16 protein-coding genes are annotated in these 18037 nt (G+C 60.6%); 7 read left to right on the top strand and 9 right to left on the bottom strand.

Annotation, left to right across the window (positions count from 1 at the left end):
- Window positions 1–24: 24 nt before the first annotated feature.
- The 7 genes from TRM7557_RS07545 to TRM7557_RS07520 all read left to right on the top strand — a co-directional run bounded on the left by TRM7557_RS07545 (window position 25) and on the right by TRM7557_RS07520 (window position 8853).
- On the top strand, window positions 25–2919 hold the full coding sequence (locus tag TRM7557_RS07545) for a formate dehydrogenase subunit alpha (protein WP_058289610.1): 2895 nt from the start codon (window positions 25–27) through the stop codon (window positions 2917–2919).
- A gap of 12 nt (window positions 2920–2931) precedes the next feature.
- On the top strand, window positions 2932–3525 hold the full coding sequence (fdh3B, locus tag TRM7557_RS07540) for a formate dehydrogenase FDH3 subunit beta (RefSeq protein ID WP_058289609.1): 594 nt from the start codon (window positions 2932–2934) through the stop codon (window positions 3523–3525).
- 384 nt (window positions 3526–3909) lie between these two features.
- Window positions 3910–4764: a hypothetical protein gene (locus tag TRM7557_RS07535; protein WP_131727527.1), complete on the top strand. Its 855-nt coding sequence runs from the start codon at window positions 3910–3912 to the stop codon at window positions 4762–4764.
- A gap of 61 nt (window positions 4765–4825) precedes the next feature.
- Window positions 4826–6058, top strand: coding sequence for a formate dehydrogenase subunit gamma (locus tag TRM7557_RS07530; RefSeq protein ID WP_058289607.1), 1233 nt, complete (start codon window positions 4826–4828; stop codon window positions 6056–6058).
- A 4-nt stretch (window positions 6059–6062) separates the two neighbouring features.
- Window positions 6063–7340 carry a c-type cytochrome gene (locus tag TRM7557_RS07525; protein ID WP_058289606.1) on the top strand — a complete coding sequence of 426 codons (1278 nt, stop codon included), beginning with the start codon at window positions 6063–6065 and terminating at the stop codon, window positions 7338–7340.
- Window positions 7337–7462 (top strand): hypothetical protein, encoded by a 126-nt coding sequence (locus TRM7557_RS20370; protein WP_268873715.1) that lies wholly within the window; start codon window positions 7337–7339, stop codon window positions 7460–7462. Before TRM7557_RS07525 ends, TRM7557_RS20370 begins: the two co-directional genes overlap by 4 nt.
- Window positions 7463–7464: 2 nt before the next feature.
- On the top strand, window positions 7465–8853 hold the full coding sequence (locus TRM7557_RS07520) for a sigma-54-dependent transcriptional regulator (protein ID WP_058289605.1): 1389 nt from the start codon (window positions 7465–7467) through the stop codon (window positions 8851–8853).
- Between the two features lie 6 nt (window positions 8854–8859).
- Here the strand turns inward: TRM7557_RS07520 and TRM7557_RS07515 are convergent, their stop codons facing one another.
- The 9 genes from TRM7557_RS07515 to TRM7557_RS07475 form a co-directional block, all read right to left on the bottom strand.
- Window positions 8860–10857 (bottom strand): sensor histidine kinase, encoded by a 1998-nt coding sequence (locus tag TRM7557_RS07515; RefSeq protein ID WP_058289604.1) that lies wholly within the window; start codon window positions 10855–10857, stop codon window positions 8860–8862.
- 100 nt (window positions 10858–10957) lie between these two features.
- Window positions 10958–11674 (bottom strand): SDR family NAD(P)-dependent oxidoreductase, encoded by a 717-nt coding sequence (locus tag TRM7557_RS07510; RefSeq protein WP_058289603.1) that lies wholly within the window; start codon window positions 11672–11674, stop codon window positions 10958–10960.
- A complete protein-coding gene (locus TRM7557_RS07505; RefSeq protein ID WP_058289602.1) occupies window positions 11671–12411 on the bottom strand; it encodes an SDR family NAD(P)-dependent oxidoreductase in 741 nt (246 codons plus the stop codon). Before TRM7557_RS07505 ends, TRM7557_RS07510 begins: the two co-directional genes overlap by 4 nt.
- Window position 12412: 1 nt before the next feature.
- Window positions 12413–12964, bottom strand: a complete 552-nt coding sequence (locus TRM7557_RS07500; protein WP_058289601.1) for a DUF3833 family protein — start codon at window positions 12962–12964, stop codon at window positions 12413–12415.
- On the bottom strand, window positions 12961–14181 hold the full coding sequence (locus TRM7557_RS07495) for an MFS transporter (RefSeq protein WP_058289600.1): 1221 nt from the start codon (window positions 14179–14181) through the stop codon (window positions 12961–12963). The genes TRM7557_RS07500 and TRM7557_RS07495 overlap by 4 nt, the downstream gene beginning before the upstream one ends.
- A 1-nt stretch (window position 14182) precedes the next feature.
- A complete protein-coding gene (locus TRM7557_RS07490; protein ID WP_058289599.1) occupies window positions 14183–14683 on the bottom strand; it encodes a chalcone isomerase family protein in 501 nt (166 codons plus the stop codon).
- Complete coding sequence (locus TRM7557_RS07485; protein ID WP_058289598.1) at window positions 14673–15833, bottom strand: SAM-dependent methyltransferase; 1161 nt, start codon at window positions 15831–15833, stop codon at window positions 14673–14675. The genes TRM7557_RS07490 and TRM7557_RS07485 overlap by 11 nt, the downstream gene beginning before the upstream one ends.
- Window positions 15830–16597 carry a DUF1365 domain-containing protein gene (locus tag TRM7557_RS07480; protein WP_058289597.1) on the bottom strand — a complete coding sequence of 256 codons (768 nt, stop codon included), beginning with the start codon at window positions 16595–16597 and terminating at the stop codon, window positions 15830–15832. Before TRM7557_RS07480 ends, TRM7557_RS07485 begins: the two co-directional genes overlap by 4 nt.
- Window positions 16594–17922 (bottom strand): NAD(P)/FAD-dependent oxidoreductase, encoded by a 1329-nt coding sequence (locus TRM7557_RS07475; RefSeq protein ID WP_058289727.1) that lies wholly within the window; start codon window positions 17920–17922, stop codon window positions 16594–16596. Before TRM7557_RS07475 ends, TRM7557_RS07480 begins: the two co-directional genes overlap by 4 nt.
- Window positions 17923–18037 lie beyond the last annotated feature (115 nt).

Below are 18037 nucleotides of genomic sequence, written 5' to 3'. Positions count from 1 at the left end.
TCGGACCAGCAAGGGAGAATTGAAATGCTAAGGAAAAAGACCAACGGGGTTGCGCGACGCCCCCGGACGGCAAGTATCCTGTCGAAGGCCGGTGAGGCCTCGGTTGACCGCCGCGCGTTCCTGCGCGGATCCGGTCTGGCCATTGGCGGACTAGCCGCAATCAGCGCCACGGGGGGGACAGTCACCCAAGCCAGCGCACAAACCGCCGCTGCGGGTGCGGTCGAGGCGGTGAAATCCGTCTGCACCCATTGTTCGGTTGGCTGCACGGTCATCGCAGAGGTGCAAAACGGCGTCTGGGTGGGGCAGGAGCCCGGCTGGGACAGCCCGTTTAACCTTGGCGCGCATTGCGCCAAAGGGGCTTCGGTCCGTGAACACGCCCACGGTGAACGCCGTCTGAAATACCCGATGAAAAAAGAGGGCGGAGAGTGGAAGCGCATCTCTTGGGAGCAGGCCATCAATGAGGTCGGCGACGGGATGATGAAAATCCGCGAAGAAAGCGGACCTGACAGCGTCTACTGGCTCGGCTCGGCGAAACATAACAACGAACAGGCCTATCTGTTCCGCAAGTTCGCGGCCTATTGGGGCACCAATAACGTCGATCATCAGGCGCGGATCTGCCATTCGACCACTGTTGCAGGTGTTGCAAATACATGGGGCTACGGCGCCATGACCAACAGCTACAATGACATCCATAACTCCAAGGCGATCTTTATCATTGGCGGCAACCCGGCCGAGGCACACCCAGTTTCGCTGCTGCATGTGCTGCGCGCCAAAGAGCAGAATAATGCGCCACTGATCGTCTGCGACCCACGCTTTACCCGCACGGCGGCCCATGCGGATGAATATGTCCGCTTCCGTCCCGGCACCGACGTGGCGCTGGTTTGGGGTATTCTGTGGCACATCTTCGAGAACGGCTGGGAGGACAAAGAGTTCATCCGCACCCGTGTCTGGGGGATGGAACAGATCCGCGAGGAAGTCGCGAAATGGACCCCTGAAGAAGTGGAGCGCGTCACCGGCACGCCCGGCTCGCAGCTGAAGCGTGTGGCCCGCACCATGGCCAACAACCGTCCCGGCACCGTGATCTGGTGTATGGGCGGCACGCAGCACACCAACGGCAACAACAACACGCGGGCCTACTGCGTGCTGCAGCTGGCGCTTGGCAATATGGGCACCTCGGGTGGTGGGACGAACATCTTCCGTGGCCATGACAATGTTCAGGGCGCAACCGATCTGGGCGTGCTGTCCCACACCCTGCCGGGCTACTATGGCCTGTCGGCAGGCGCCTGGGGCCATTGGGCGCGGGTTTGGGGCGAAGACCCAGACTGGCTTGCGGGGCAGTTTGCCAAGGTCACCGGCGCAGATGGCAAGGAAAAATCCCTGCAAAACCTGACCGGTATCCCTGTGTCCCGTTGGATCGATGGTGTTCTGGAAGACCCGGAAAACACCGACCAGCCGAACCCGGTGCGTGCCATGGTGCTTTGGGGCCATGCGCCGAACTCTCAGACCCGGATGCCGGAAATGAAGACGGCGATGGAAAAGCTGGACATGCTGGTCGTGATTGACCCCTATCCCACGGTGTCTGCGGTGTTGCAGGATCGCGAGGACGGGGTCTATCTGCTGCCCGCCTGTACGCAGTTTGAAACCCGTGGGTCTGTCACGGCGTCGAACCGGTCGCTGCAATGGCGCGACAAAGTGGTCGACCCGCTGTTCGAGAGCCTGCCGGATCACGTGATCATCGCCAAGTTCGCCAATAAGTTCGGCTGGGGGGATCGTCTGTTCCGCAATATCGAAATGGAGGACGCTGAGACCCCGAATGTCGAAAGCATTACCCGCGAGCTGAACGGGGGCCTCTGGACCATTGGCTATACCGGCCAGAGCCCGGAGCGGATCAAGCTGCATATGGCAAACCAGCACACGTTTGACCGCACCACGTTGCAAGCGATTGGTGGGCCTGCGGATGGGGATTACTACGGTATGCCCTGGCCGTGCTGGGGCACCGCCGAGATGGGGCATCCTGGTACGCCGAACCTATATGACATGTCGGTTCCGGTGGCCGAAGGTGGCCTGTGTTTCCGCGCCCGGTTCGGGGTGGAACGCGACGGCGACAATCTGCTGGCAGATGGTGTGTCAAACCCCGGTGCGGAAATTCAGGATGGCTATCCTGAGTTCACCATGCAGATGCTGATGGATCTGGGCTGGGATGGCGATCTGACCCCGGAAGAACGCGCCGCGATTGATGCGGTTGCGGGTCCGAAAACCAACTGGAAGACCGACCTGTCGGGCGGCATCCAGCGGGTGGCGATCAAACATGGCTGTGCGCCCTTCGGGAACGCCAAGGCCCGTGCGGTTGTCTGGACCTTCCCGGATCCGGTGCCGCTACACCGCGAGCCGCTCTATACCAACCGCCGCGATCTGGTGGAGGACTACCCGACCTACGAGGACCGGAAGTTCTATCGCCTGCCGACCATGTATGCCTCGATCCAGAAAAAGGATGTGTCGAAAGACTACCCGATCATCCTGACCTCTGGGCGTCTGGTGGAATACGAAGGCGGCGGTGACGAGACCCGTTCGAACCCCTGGCTGGCTGAGTTGCAGCAAGACATGTTCGTGGAGATCCATCCGCGGGATGCCAATAACATTGGTGTGCGCGATGGGGCTCAGGTCTGGGTCGAAGGCCCCGAGGGCGGCAAGGTCAAGGTGATGGCGATGGTGACCGAACGGGTCGGCGAAGGCGTGGCCTTCATGCCGTTCCACTTCGGCGGCCATTTCCAAGGGAAGGACCTGCGGGACAAATACCCCGAAGGCGCTGACCCCTATGTCCTGGGCGAAAGCACCAATACCGCGCAGACCTATGGCTATGACTCTGTCACGCAGATGCAAGAGACCAAAGCCACGCTCTGTAAAATCATGCCAGCGTAAGGAGGAGACGATATGGCACGAGCTAAATTCCTCTGTGATGCCGAGCGCTGCATTGAATGCAACGCCTGTGTTACAGCGTGTAAGAACGAGCACGAGGTGCCCTGGGGCATCAACCGCCGAAGGGTGGTGACGATCAATGACGGCAAACCGGGCGAACGCTCGATCTCGGTGGCCTGTATGCATTGCTCGGATGCGCCCTGTATGGCGGTCTGCCCGGTGGACTGCTTCTACCAGAACGAAGAAGGGGTGGTTCTGCACTCCAAAGATCTTTGTATTGGCTGTGGCTACTGCTTCTATGCGTGCCCCTTTGGCGCGCCGCAGTATCCGCAGGCGGGCAACTTTGGCAGCCGCGGCAAGATGGACAAATGTACCTTCTGCGCCGGTGGCCCCGAAGAGACCCACTCCACTGCCGAGTTCGCCAAATACGGTCGCAACCGGATTGCCGAGGGCAAGCTGCCCATCTGCGCCGAGATGTGTTCCACCAAGGCGCTTCTGGCCGGTGATGGCGACGTTGTGTCCGCCGTCTACCGCGAGCGCGTTGTGGCACGCGGCTTTGGCTCCGGCGCTTGGGGCTGGGGCACGGCCTACGACCAGAAAGGCGGCTGAGCCGTCTCCAAGCCCGCCCCTGTGTTTGGGGCGGGCTGTTCTTATCTTGCGCATCGGACTTCAGGCGACATATGGCACTTCCGCACTTTTCTTCGGCTGTCTTTATCGGCTGCATTTTGCGCGGTCGGCGGATGAAGCTTTGCCCAGACGGATTTGTTGATACAGTGGGCCTGTCTGTTCTTTCTCCGTATGTGACGCGACGCGACTATGTGGCTTGTGCGGGGAAACATTGTTTCGGTGCGTTTCATGTCGCTTTTCAAGTCTCAAAGTTTGCCGCAACAGCCTTCGGTGCATCGATCACCGAAGTTTTTGAACCACATCGCCTGGACACAGCGCTGGCGCGACCGCGCGCTCAGTCGACATCAGGCCGCTTTGGTTCAAGACATGACCGCAGACGATCCAAAAGCCCAAAAAGACCTGGGGCTGGCGCTGCGCACGCTAGCATGGCAGGCCAAATGGCGGGGCGAAATGGAAGACGCCCGGATCTTATGCGAGCAAGCAATAGAACCATTGGCCGCGTCCGGCGCGCGGAATGCGCTGGCGGACGTGTATTCGGTTCTTGCGATTGTGCATCTCAGCCAGTTTCGCTTTGCCGCGTCCGATCAGGCCGTGTCGCGCGCGTTTGCGCTGCTGAATGGCAATGGCCCATTCGACAGCCACGTGGATCTCTTGACCACCAAAGCCAGTCTTCTGAGCAATCTGGGAAAGATCGACGAGGCGGGCGAGTGTTTGGCGCAGGCCAAAGAGATTGCCAAAGGGATCGAACAGGCGCGGTTGTGTCAGAACCTGAGCCGCTATCAACTCGTGCGGGGCGACCTGCGCGAGGTCCGCGTGCAAGCGGCCAGCGGCCTCGTGCTGGCACGCGCCTGCAACAATCGAGTGGTGCTGCCCTATCTTCACGAACTGCTGGGAGCGGCCCTGATCCGGCAAGGACAGCACAGGCTGGCCCGCGGTGTGCTGGAGGACGGCTTGCAGCTGGCGCTGGAGGATCAGGACAAGCGGGTGGAATGCCATTTGCTGAGCCTTCTGGGGCAGATCGACTGTAACGAAGGAGACGAGGCCCATGGCCTGACACGGCTGGAGCGGGCGGCCTTGGTGGCGCGGGATATGAATTATCCGGCAGCGACTTCCGGCATTCGGCAAGTGCTGGACAAAATGCCTGACCCGCAGGCCAAGACATCGGAACACATGCGTAAGACGCGCATTGAGACAATTTTGAATAAGACCCGCCTGTCCTGAGATCACAAATGGCGGGTCGCGTGCATCAGGCGCACCACGCCAGTGGTTTGGGGAGGAAAAAATGAAAAATCTGCTGTTTGGATGTTTGGCCGTTGTCTGCACGCTTTTGTTGGTGCAGCCAGCTGCATTTGCACAGGACGCGGCCTATGACGGCGCGACCATGTCTGAAGCAGACCGCAGTGCCACAGGTGGGGCGCAGACGCTCGAGGATATTTTGGCTCGTCAACGCGGCGAACAGCTGGATGATGGCTTTCGCCGGGACGCCACCGGAGACCCAAATAGCGCCAAAGGCATCGCCCAGCAGCTGGGCACTTTGGGAGGACAATCTGACCCGGAGTTGTGGCGCGCGCTGCGCTACAATTCGGCTGACATCCGTGTTTCTGCTGGTGGCGCAGAGGCGGCGACATTGGTTCAGGATGGCGGCATGACATGGCTGACCTTCCGCGAAGGGCCGCTGCGCCAATATGGCGGCTGGCTGTTGTTTGGCATGTTCTGGGCGTTGGTGGTCTTTTACCTGCTGCGTGGGCGGATCGGACTGGACGCAGAGCCAACCGGACGCACGGTGGTCCGTTTCCAATTTGTGGAACGTATGGCCCATTGGATGCTGGCGGGCAGCTTTATTCTGCTGGGACTCACCGGTCTGCTGAGTTTGTTTGGTCGCATCGCCATTGCGCCTTATCTTGGCAAAGAGGTGAACGCGCAGCTGCTCATTGCCTCCAAGTGGATCCACAATTCGGTGGCTTGGCCGTTTATGCTGGCGCTGGTTTTGGTCTTCTTGTTCTGGGTGCATCACAATCTGCCCAGCCGCACAGATCTGGTCTGGATCCGTCAGTTCGGCGGCATCATCGGCAAAAGACACCCGCCTGCCAAAAAGTTTAACGCGGGCCAGAAGGTGATCTTCTGGTCGGTGATCCTCTTTGGGGGCTCAATCGCTGTTTCCGGCCTGTCGCTGCTGTTCCCGTTTGAGCTGCCGCTGTTCGCGAAAACATTCACTGTGCTGAACGACCTTGGCCTGCCGCAGGCGCTGGGCTTTGGCGTGTTGCCAACTGAGCTTGCGCCGCAAGAAGAAATGCAGTTGGCGCAAGCCTGGCACGCGATCATGGCCTTTGTGCTGATGGCGATCATTATTGCCCATATCTACATCGGCTCTGTTGGCATGGAAGGCGCTTATGACGCGATGGGGTCTGGCGAAGTCGACGAGGCCTGGGCCCATCAGCACCATTCGATCTGGCTTGAGGATGTGCTGGAAGAGGAAAAGGCCAAATCCGCCAAAGGGGCCCATCCAGCGGAGTAGGGCGATGCGCGTAGCTATTCTGGCGCTGTTGATGGCCCTGTCTGATGCGGCGATTGCTGAAGACGAGTTCCTGAGCCTCAAGGGGCATGGCGGCCCGATAATGGCACTGGCGGTAGAGGCCAATGGCACGGGACGGCTGGCCTCTGCCAGTTTCGATAATGCCGCAGCCCTGTGGGACCAGGGCACGCCTGCCTGGCTGGAACGGCACGATGCGGCCGTCACAGCACTGGCGTTTGCTGAAAATGGGGATTTGTTCACCGCAGGCGATGATTTCACCATCTGGCACTGGGGCGCGGCAAAACCGGTGGAGCTTGGGCGCCACAAGGGGAAGATCCGCGCCCTGTCTGTGTCGCCGGATGGGCGGACAGTGGCAGCGGCCAGCTGGGATGGGACCGTCGGGCTTTGGTCGCTGATGGGGGAAGCACCGCAGATGTTGACCTTGGGCGCGGGTGTAAATGACGTTGCCTTTGATGCCACGGGCACAGTGTTTGCGGCCACCATGGATGGCCGCATTCTGCGAATTGAAGGCGACATGCCACGGGTTCTGGTAGAGCAGGGGTTTGGCATCAATCGGCTGGTCGTGCAGGACGGCTGGCTGGCTTATGGCGCGGTGGATGGGGCCACGCGGATCATCGATGCAGAGACCGGCGCGCAGCTTGCCGATTTCACCCTCGACAGACGCCCCATTCTGGCGCTGGCGCACCATAAAGAAACGGCTCAGCTCGCCGTGGGGGACGGGCAAGGCTATATAATGGTGGTGGACACCCGCAATTGGCGTATCGCCCGCGACTTTCGCGCCATGCGCGAAGGCCCCGTCTGGGCGCTGGCCTTCGACCAGCCCGGTGCACGGCTTTGGGCGGGTGGGCTGGACGCGGTGATCTATGGCTGGCCCGTGGCCCTGTTGGGAGAGTTCGACCCCGTCGGCGACAGCCGCGCCTTCCTGATTGCGCCCGATACCGTCGGCAATGGGGAACGTCAGTTCCTGCGGAAATGTTCGATCTGCCATGCGCTCCGCGACGATGGGACGCGCAAGGCGGGGCCACATCTGGCGGGGATCTTTGGCAGGCCCGCAGGCAGCCTAAAGGACTACCGCTACTCTGAAACACTGGATCAGGCCGCGATCATCTGGAATGATGAAAGCATTGATGCCCTCTTTGATTTGGGACCTGACCATTACATTCCCGGCTCTAAAATGCCGATGCAGCGCATCACTGGCGCTGAGGACCGGGCTGATTTGATTGCCTTTTTGAAACAGGCCACAGGAGGGGAGGAGGAGAAATGAAAGCAATGCTCGCGGGGTTCGCCCTGATTGCCGTGATTGCGGTCTGCGCCGATCTGGTGCTGGACCAGGTCGGGTTTGCAGCCGATGAAAAACACGCCGGTGACGACGTGCGGCTGGACTGACAATGCAGGGACAAAGCCAGAGGATCGCACCTCAAGCCAACCGTGATGAACTGGGCGCTGTGCTGGAAGGTAGCCTGAGCCAGGCGTCGATATTGGTCATCGATGATGAGCCGGGCATGCGCAACTTTATGACCAAGGTGCTGAACCCCCATTGCAAACGCGTAGAACAGGCAGGATCCGCGCAAGAAGCGTCCGAAATTTTGGATCGGGCCCATTTTGATCTGATCGTTCTGGACAATATTATGCCCGGAAAGACCGGTCTGGATTGGGTAGCCGAGCAGCACCGGGTTGGGCTGTTTGCCGACACCATCCTTGTGACCGCCTATGCCGATCTGGAAACCGCCATTCAGGCGCTGCGGATCGGGATTGCTGATTTTGTGCTGAAACCGTTTCGGGCCAATCAGATCCTCAATGCCGTGGCGCGCGCGCTGGATCGCAAGAACCTGCGGCGTGAAAACTACCTTCTTAAACACGAGCTGTCGGTCGAAGGCGGCTCTGCCCGCGGGCGGCTGTTGGGGAAGTCCGAACCGATCGTTCGCGCGAGAGAGATGTTGCAGCGGCTCGCCCCGCTGCCGACGCCAGTGCTGTTCACCGGCGCCTCTGGCACCGGCAAGGAGATCGCGGCCCGCACCCTGCATTCCCTGTCAGAACGCGCCGACAAACCCTTTGTTGCGGTGAACTGCGCGGCGATTTCGCCGGAGAACATGGCGCAGGAACTGTTTGGCGTGATCGACACCCATGACCGTCGCCGCGACGGTCTGTTTCTGGCAGCCGAAGGCGGCACGCTGTTTCTTGATGAGATTGCACAGATGCCAGAGCAGGTGCAGGCTGCGTTGTTGCGCGTGCTCGAAGACCAGCGTGTCCGCCCCATTGGTGCGGAACGTGACATCCCGCTGAACCTGCGCATTCTGTTTGCCACCAATGCGGACCTAGAGGCGGCCGTGGCCGAGGGGCGGTTCCGCGCGGATTTGTATCACCGGATCAATGTGGTGCGTATTCAGATGCCAACCCTGCGTGAACGGGTCGAAGATATAGTGGAACTGGCCGCCCTGTTTATGGACCAGTTTTCAGCCTCGCTGGGGATGCCAAAGCTGGAACTGGACGCGGAAACCCTGCTGAAGTTTTCGCGCTATGACTGGCCCGGCAATGTGCGCGAGCTGCGCAATTTGATCGAGCGTTCGGTGATCCTTGGGGCTTTCCCGGAGGAGTTCGCAGGCAAAGGCTCGGACACTGTGACCGGGACGGCGGCGGTTGAAAACCTAGAGATGGTGATGCAGCGCCACATCATGCATGTGCTGGATGAAAGCGGCGGCAACCGCGCCGAAGCCGCGCGACGTCTGGGCGTTTCACGTAAAACCATTGACCGCAAATGCAGCAGCTGGGGGGTCTGATCCCGGTTACTGACCGGCTTTGAGGGTGCCGTAGTCATCGTCGGCGGCTTCGGGCAGCCAGATGGTGAACTCTGCCCCGCGCGCACGGCGGTTGCGCACGGTGATAATACCGCCCGCCTGCTGGATCAGGTTCTGGCTGATCGACAGCCCCAATCCGGTGCCTTCGCCCTGTTTGGTGGTGAAAAACGGGTCAAACACATGGGACAGCTTGTTCGGCGCAATGCCGGGGCCGGTGTCTGCAATGCGCAGCGCCGTGCCCTCGCGCCCTTCGCGGGTTTCGCTGGCAACCTGCAAGGCCAGCGTGCCTTTTCCCTCCATGGCCTGTGAGGCATTGATCAGAATATTGATCACCACCTGCTGCAGTTCACCGGGATCAATACGCACCTGCGGGGCGGGTTCGATCTGGGTGAGGACGCGAATGGCCTGTTTCGACACCACGTGATCCACCAGCACCAGACAGTCGCGCAACACCTGCGCGACATCCACGGCCTCGGCATAGGTGCCAAATTCGGAAGGGCGCGCGAACTGCAAAAGCTTGCCGACGATCACCCCAATCCGCATGACCTGGTTGTCGATCAGATCCAGTTCGGTCTGGATCGGATCTGCCCCCTCGTGGCCCAATGTCATCCGGATCACATCCACATTGCCCTGGATCACCGCGACGGGGTTGTTGATTTCATGCGCCACACCGGCGGTGATCTCCCCGATAGAGGCAAGCTTCTCGCTCATCACCAGCTGGCGGAAGGTCTCTTCCAGTTTCAGGTTGGCGGCTTTGAGTTCGCTGGTGCGCTGGTCCACGCGGTCGTTCAGCTCGCCTGCATAGTCGCGCAGTTTGCGATCGCGTTCCTGGACCTGATCCAGAAGACTGTCGAGGTGCGCCGCCACCTGACCAATTTCATCCCCGCTGCCGGTATTGCCATTGCGCGCATCCAGATCGCCGCGCTCCACCTTGGCCATGGTGCGGGTCATTTGTTCGAGCGGGGCAAAGATGCCTTTGGCCAGCCACAAAAACAGCGGGGCCGAAACCGCCAGCACCAGAAGGAATGCCGCGAGGATCGTATAAAGTGCGGCGCGTTTTGCGCCGGCATAGGGGGCCTCCAAAAAGCCAACGTACAGCATGCCCACGCGCGTGCCAAAACTGTCGGTCAGGGGCAAATAGCCCGAAATATACCAGTCATTGACCACAAAAGCCCGGTTCAGCCAGGTTTGCCCATCCCCCAGCACCGCTTGTCGCACGGCGGCAGAGACCCGGGTGCCAAGGGCGCGGACGTCCTCAAACAGGCGCACGTTTGTGGAGACGCGCGTGTCTTCCAGAAACAGCGTCGCCGTGCCCTGCCGCGAGGTGCCAGCTTGCCCGTCCAGATAGACAAGCGCGTTGATCGTGTCGATGAAATCGAGGTTGCGGTTCAGAAGGATTCCGCCAACCAGCACCGCGTCGTCGCTGTCCAGAAACAAGGGGGCTGCGCTGTGCACAACCATGCCCCGATCTTCGACCGTTCGGTCAGTCGGAGCGGCGGCCTCGGTCTCTATCAGCTCAATACGGGCGCGATCACGCAGGGGGGGCGCAACGTTTGTCAGGTCAGAGGCCTGAAAAATATCTATCGCCGACCCCATGCGGCCACTGGCTGCAGCGGCAATAACAGGCCATTTTGCCTCGGCCTTTTGCAGGTCCGTGCCGGTTAGAAGTTGCAGGAAATCCAGCCCCAGCCGGTCGCGTTCTTCTTGCAGCCAGCGATCAAAACCCTCGGATGGGATTGCTGCGGTCTGCCCCAGTTGCGCCTTCAGTTCAGCCGAAGCCGCCAAAGCCTGAAGCGATTGGGCAGCGTTGCTTTGAAGCTGGCCCAGATATTGTTCTGCGATCCGCAGATCGCTTTCCACATTGGCAATCAGAATGCGGTCATAGTCGCTGTTCCAGCGCGCCATGGCCAGCATCATCAAAAGCGGCATCAGCACGCTGAGCGGCAAAAGGGCAAGGGCCAGAAGGCGCAGTCGGACAGAATGCAAGGCGGTACCTCTCAGGGATCGCCTTCAGTGTCACATCCAAGGGGCTGGGCTGGCAAGTCTGATGCACGCAGGCCGCGGGCTTGGCGTCTGACGGCCATGTTCAGAAGGGAATAGGTTTCCCCGCCCAGTCAAACATTTGGCCTGTGTGGTCTTCGCTCAGACTGTCGATCACGGATTTCAGATGGGCGGCGGACTGGGCTGGCTCTTGCAATGTGTCAGCCGTAACATTGCCCCGGAACGGCGCAGAGAGATCCGTCTTTACGGTGCCGGGGTGCAGCCCGACACAAATCGACTGCGGGTTCCAGCGTGTCATCTCAATGGCATAACAGCGCAGCAGCATATTCAATGCCGCCTTAGAGGCCCGATAGGCGTGCCAGCCGCCAAGTCGATTGTCGCCAATCGAGCCAACCCGTGCAGACAGCGCGGCGAAAACCGTGCGACGATCACGCGGCATGCGCGGTATCAAATGCTTGGCCACGAGGCCGGGGCCAAAAGTGTTGATCCGGAACAGCCGTTCGAAACTGTCCATCTGCTGCTGCTTCAGGGTTTTTTCCGGTCTGAGATCTGCCCCGTCAGACAGCATCCCCGTGGCGATGAGCACCAGATCAGGCGCAGGCAGAACGCGGGCCAGTTGGGCAAGCTGGTCCTCTTGCGTAATGTCCGCCTGATGATCCACGACTTTGTGCGCGCGGGGCTGACCCACTTTGGGGGTGCGCGCCACCGCGTGGACTTCGCTCCATTGCGGATCCTTAGAAAACGTGTCGACCAAAGCGGCGCCGATACCGCCACTGGCGCCAAAAATCACCGCGGTGCTCATGGTTTTTCCCCCTCACGAAACAGACGGCGGGCCACTCTGCGCGGCAGCAGCGCGGCGAGCCGGAACAGCCAGGAAAACGGGGCCGGGAAGCTCGACATCAGATGACCGGATCGCATGGCCGCAACACAGCGCGCAGCGGCGTCATCCGCGTCCAAGATCATTGGCATGGCAAAGTCGTTCTTTTCCGTCAGCCGGGTGCGGATGAAGCCGGGGTTAATCACCTGCACGGTCACCCCGGTGCCTTTGAGATCCGCCTGCAAGCATTCGCCCAAATGCATCAGCGCGGCTTTTGACGACCCATATCCAATTGCGCCCGGCAACCCGACATATCCCGCAAGCGAACCGATCAGCACCACATGCCCGTGGTTGCGAGCGGCAAAGCCGGGCACAACACCGCCAAGAACGCGCAGGGCCGCGGTAAAGTTCACCTCGGTCATCTGAACGCTGGTCTCGATGTCCCAGTTCTGCGCGCTCATGGGATCGTAGGCCCCCGCACAATAAATGATACCGTCCACCTCTGCGGCGGCCTTGGCTGCGGTTTCAATTGATCTGGGGTCGCGCAGGTCCACCGGCAGGACTTCGGCGGCGTGCAGGCTTTCGGCCAAGGTGTTGAGGCGGTCAACAGAACGGGCCGACAGGATCAAACGCGCCCCCTCGGCGTCCAGAGCCTGCGCCAGCGCCCGGCCCAAGCCTTCGCTGGCACCGATAATCCACCAGCTGCGGTCGGCAAAGGTCATCTCAGTTCTCGGGCGCGGGGCGGATGGTGGCGACCAGCTCTGCCACTTTGATGCCGAACTTGCGCATCTCGGAGCGGTTCAAAATGGTGCCGTTCTCCATCAGATACATCCAGTCGGTGACATCCAGAACGTGACCGCCGGCATCTTCGGGGAGACGGATGCGGTATTTGAGCGTTGCGGCCGCGCCTGCCTGCTGGCCGGGCGCGGGGCCGATGATATCGGCGGCTGTTGCGGTAAAGGTGCCGCCTTCGCCCAGTTCGATTTGCCACTCCCGGCGCTGAACACCGCCGTTGGAATAGGTGAAATCTTCGCTGAGAACACCGCGGCCATCGGCCCATGTGCCGTTCATTTCGGCCACAAAGCGGGACACAACGCGGCCGGTGGGGCCATAGATCATACCCTCAGAGATCATCTTGCCGCTCAGATGGGTCGACAGGTCAAAACCGGGCGTGGTTCCGGCATAGTCGCCAATGCGTTGGGCGCGAAAGCCAAGGCCGGGTCGCCACAAAAGCAGAAGAAGAAGGACAACCAGAAGGGCGAGGAAGAGTTTCATGCAAGGGCTCCTTCACGGGGGAGTTGGGCGACCATAAGGATCGCGAGGAGTTTCACGAGACAGGGCAGAACGGCATAGGCCAGCGTTAGCCAGAACAGCCCGTCTGCGTTGCTGCTGCCGGGGCGGTAGCCAAGCAGGTCGAGCGCGGGCAGCAACAGAACGGCAGCAGAGGCCAGCGCCAGTTTTGCCGCCGCACTCCAGAGGCCAAAAGCCTGCCCGGCTTTCAACCCTGCACGGTTCAGGCGCAGGGAAAACATCAGCGGTAAAAGCACCATATCCGCGCCAAGTGCGGCGCCAGAGCCGGCACAGACCAGTGCGAACCCAAATGCCGCGCCCGTCGGCAGCAAGGCCGCACCGACAAAGGCGGCAATCGCCAGCGACATTGCCGGAAGCAGAACCCGGCGCGGGCCGTACTGGCGTGCCGCGCGGGTCCAGAAGGGCACCGACAGGGCCGCAGAGAGGAAGAACAGGATCAGAAAGGGGCCGGCCAGCACAGGCAGGACAAGGCGGTCTTCGACAAAGAACAGAAACAGGGTCGATGTCATCGCAACGGGTAAGCTGTTCAGAAAGGCAAGGCCAAGGATCGACAGCGCGCCAGAGTGGCGCAAGGCGCTGAAGGTCAACCGGGCTTCTGGGGTTGAAGGCACGCGCCACAGGGGGCGGCAGGCAACCGTGGCGGCGAGGCATAAAACCGCCAGCGCCACGCCAAAGCCGCCATAACCCGGCCCAAGGGCGAGCAATAGCGCAGGGGCGCTGGCGGCAAGGATCACACCGGTCAGGCTACCGCCCTCGCGAAACCCCGCAAGGCGCAGCATATGTGCCTCGTCCCCGGCAGCGAGCGCGGCGCTTTGGCTGTAAAACAGAATGGTGCCAAGGCTGAAGCCGGAAAAAATCAGGACCAAAGCAAGCGCAGGCCGGAGCAAAGATCCGTCCGTCGCAGGCCAGGTAAAAAGAAAAAGGAAGCCAAAAGCCATCACACCGCCTGCGCCTGCCGCCATGGCGCCGCGGGCATTTGGGAACCGATCAACCAGCCACCCGAGCGCGGGATCCTGAACCAGATCCAAAACGCGCAGCAGCCCCAGCATGGCACCCAGTGTGGCCAGACCGATCCCCAGTTCCTGCGTCGCAAACTGCGGCAGGTGAATATACAGGGGCAAGCCAGCGGCCGCCAGCATGGCGGCATAGGTGCTGACACGGATAGGGAGCTGAGATAGCATCTCAGCCGCCCCGCAATTGGCGCGACAGGCGCGGGGAGCGGCTGTCTGGGGATAGCCAGATGCCCAGGAACCGTTGGCGCAGTTGGGGATGTGTCACGTCGCAAGTTTGTTGTCCGTTCAGGCGCAGCGCAACTTTGTCTGCCGCATTTGACAGCGCGACAAAGCTGTCTCCGGGGGCCACATCACGAAAACAGGGGGCGAGCTTTGCCAACAGCGCGGCTTGGTCGGGGCGCTGGCCTTCAATCCGTTCAATCTCGCGGCCCGTGGCCTTTACAAGCTGCGTCGCCGTGAAACCATAGGCGTAGTCGAGCCGCAAAGACAGCGGCTGGCTCCAGCTGAATTGGGCAGAGCCTTCGGTGTGCAAGGTGGCAGAATAAAGCGTTTTTCCCAACACCCGAAGCGTTGCTTCGCCCAGTTTTACAGGGGCTGCAAGGCCAGTATCTTTGGCCTGTGCTGCTGGCACCCAAAGTGCCAGCAGAAGGGTGGCCAGCTTAATGCGCATGGGCCAGTTCAACCTGCACAACATCAGTCTGTTTGGCGACAAAAGACCCCGCGCATAATTGCAGATAGAACTGCCAGTTGCGCAGGAACGTCTGGTCATACCCCAGCTTCTGCACGCGGCCGCTGACCTCATGCAGCCGCTCTGACCACATGGCACAAGTGCGGCCGTAATCCTGACCGAACTTAAAGCTCTGCTTGACCTCAAGACCTGCTTTGCGGGCATGATGTGCGATCATCGCATCCGACAGCAGCATACCGCCGGGAAACGTGTATTGGCGGATGTAGTCGGACCCACGGCGGTAGATATCGAAATAGCTGTCCTCGACTGTGATGGCCTGCACAATGGCACGCCCCCCCTCGCGCAGACGCGATTTCAACATGTGAAAATACTGCGGCCAGTAGCGTTCACCGACCGCTTCGATCATCTCGATGGAGACAATGGCGTCAAACTTGCCTTCGGTGTCGCGGTAGTCGCGCAGCTGGATATCGGCGCGGCCATCCAGGCGCGCATCGGCAAACCCATGCTGGCTGGGCGAGATGGTGATACCAGTCACATGGCGGCCCTGATCGGCGGCGCGTTCGGCAAAGCCGCCCCAGCCACAGCCGACCTCGAGAATGCGCTCCGCGTCCTTGGAGCGTTCGAGAATACGGTCGTATTTGCGGGCTTGCGCGCGCAGCAGATCATTGTCGCCGGGGGCAAACAGCGCCGAAGAATAGGTCATGCTGTCATCCAGCCACAGCTGGTAGAATTCATTGCCGACATCATAGTGCGCTTTGATATTGCGCTTGGCCCCGCGTTTTGAGTTGGCCCGCAAAATGCGGTCCACGGCGCGGAATTTAAAGTTCGACCAGGGGCTTGGGTCCGCAAAGGCCGTCAGCTCGTCTCGGTTCATCAAGGCCACTTGCGTCAGATGGTCTATCGACGGGCTGTCCCAAAGACCTGCGACATAGGTTTCGCCCCAGCCGATATCGCCCCGCGCCGCCAGCGCGGTCACAACGGACCAGTCGTGGATCTGCATTTCAGCTTCGGGCAGGCCTTGGCCAAAATCAAAGATTTCGCCTTCTGGCGTGATCAGCCGCAGGCTGCCGCGGCGAATGCGTGCCAGACTGTCGAGAAAATCACGTTTTACACGGGTCGTAATAAAATTCATCCGCTTACCTCCTGTTCGGGTGGTGTCGGGCGCCTTCTGTAGGGCGCGCCTTTCAATTTCAACCAAAGCGCCTGCCAATGGATCAGGGCAATCACGCGCATCGCACCCAAGGGGCGGCGCATAAGGGCAAGGAGTAGGCCACGGTTGCTTAGCGGTTTGCGGTCACCGACAAGCGTGGCAATCACGCCTTCTGCACCGTTTTCATGGGCGATGCGGATGGCGATCCGCTCCGGCCTGATGTCAAAGGTAAACCGATAATAGCCCGCAATCTCCTGAAAAGGAGACACGTGGAAGATTTTCCGCGCTTCTATCTGGTTGCGGCCAGTGATTGGCGCGAAATCGGGATTGGCACAGAGATAGCTGTGGCGGTCGCCAAAGGTGTTTGTCACCTCGGCGATCACAGCGCGCAGCGCATCACCCTCATAAGCGAGCCAGAAGCTCACCGGGTTGAACACATAGCCCAGAATCTTTGGCTGGGTCAGCAGCAGGATCTGCGTCTTGTCCTCAGTCAGCCCCGCACGCGCAAACACCTCTTTGGCCCAGGGCAGCCCGCGTCCCTTGTGTGGTGCGCCCCCATGGTCGCGGTCATCCACACGAGCCAGATTGCGCCGGTTGCGGGAAAACAGGCTGGGGGCCTCAGTAGACTTTGGGTCGATCAGCACATAGTCCACGCCATATTTGAACGCATTGCGAATAGCGCCGCGTCGCGCGTGGGTGGTATAGCCCGCAAGATGTTCAGGCCGTTTTAGGGGCAGGGTCGTCATGCCGGGGCCCCTGTTGTCACCGTGGCGTCCGGCATATCAATGCGCGCGTTCAGCTGACGGGCCACGCGCACTGCCGATACAAAGCCATCCTCGTGGAACCCATGGCGCAGCCAGGCGCCTGCGTACCAGGTGCGGTTCTGGCCCTGAAGCCCCGCAATGGTGGTCTGCGCCCGCAGGGCCGCGCGATCAAAAACCGGATGCCGGAAGGTGTTTTCATCGTAGATCGTGTCACGTGCAACATCGCGCACCGGGTTGAGCGAGATAAACATCGGATCACGCTCGTCGATATTCTGCAGCCGGTTCATCCAATAGGTGACCCCAATCGCGGGTCGGGTGTCGTGACTGTCAGCCTTGTAAACCCAAGACGACCAGCAGGCCCGACGGCGCGGCATTTGCGCAGTGTCACGGTGCAGAATGACCTGATTGTCCTGATAGGCCACATCGCCAAGGGCGGCGGCCTCGGCCCGGCCCGGTTTGGCCAGCAAGCGCAGTGCATCATCAGAGTGGCAGGCCATGACAACTTCGTCAAAACGCGGCGCGCGCCCGTCTTGCAGGCGGATGGTGACGCCGTCGGGGTCGCGGTCAATGGTGCCAACCGGTGTCCCGGTGTGAAGAGACGCGCCACGCGCAATCAAGGCGGCCTCGAGCCTGCGGACATATTCAATGCTTCCCCCCGAGACGGTCCACCACTGGTGCTGACCTGTGGCGCTGAGAAGCGCGTGGTTGCGAAAGAAACGGACCAGCGACCGGGCAGGAAAGCTGCGGATTTCCTCGGCCGGGGTGGACCAGATAGCGCCACAAATCGGCATCAGATAGTAGCGCTGAAACCAATCGCCAAGCTTCAGGTCGCTGACCATTTCGCCAATGGTTGTGCTGTCGCATTTGGCCACGGTTTCGGCCCGCGCATTAAAGCGTAGAATATCGCGGACCATGCCAAAAAACGCAGGCCGGGTCAGATTGCGTTTCTGACCAAACAAGGCGGACAGGGTTTGCAGCCCGTATTCCACTTTGCCATCCGCGATTGTCGCGCCAAACGACATATCCGAGCGTTCAATGGGCACATCCAGATCGTGGAACATACGTGTCAGATGTGGGTAGTTCACATGGTTGAACACGATAAAGCCCGTATCCACCGCCTGATCGCCCTTCAGACCTGCCATCACCGTGCGTGCATGACCACCCAAACGTGGCTCTGCCTCAAACAGGCTCACGTCATAGCGGGCGGACAAAAGCCAGGCAGCAGCCAGTCCGGAGATCCCCCCGCCAACAATGGCCACACGACGGCGTGGCGCGACAGAAGAAGGTGGCAGGGCATCAAAAGACATGGAACCTCCAAATAAATGATTTCCCATGTTACGCCCAAAGATCAGCGGCGGATCAAAAAAACTTTTGCTTTGCGGAGGTTTGCGCTCTTTGACGGCAATCCGGGCGATGGTCACA

Source organism: Tritonibacter multivorans, assembly GCF_001458415.1.
Taxonomy (GTDB): Bacteria; Pseudomonadota; Alphaproteobacteria; order Rhodobacterales; family Rhodobacteraceae; genus Epibacterium; species Epibacterium multivorans.
The sequence above is the reverse complement of the archived record's forward strand: the minus strand, read 5'-3'. Positions and strand labels throughout refer to the sequence as shown.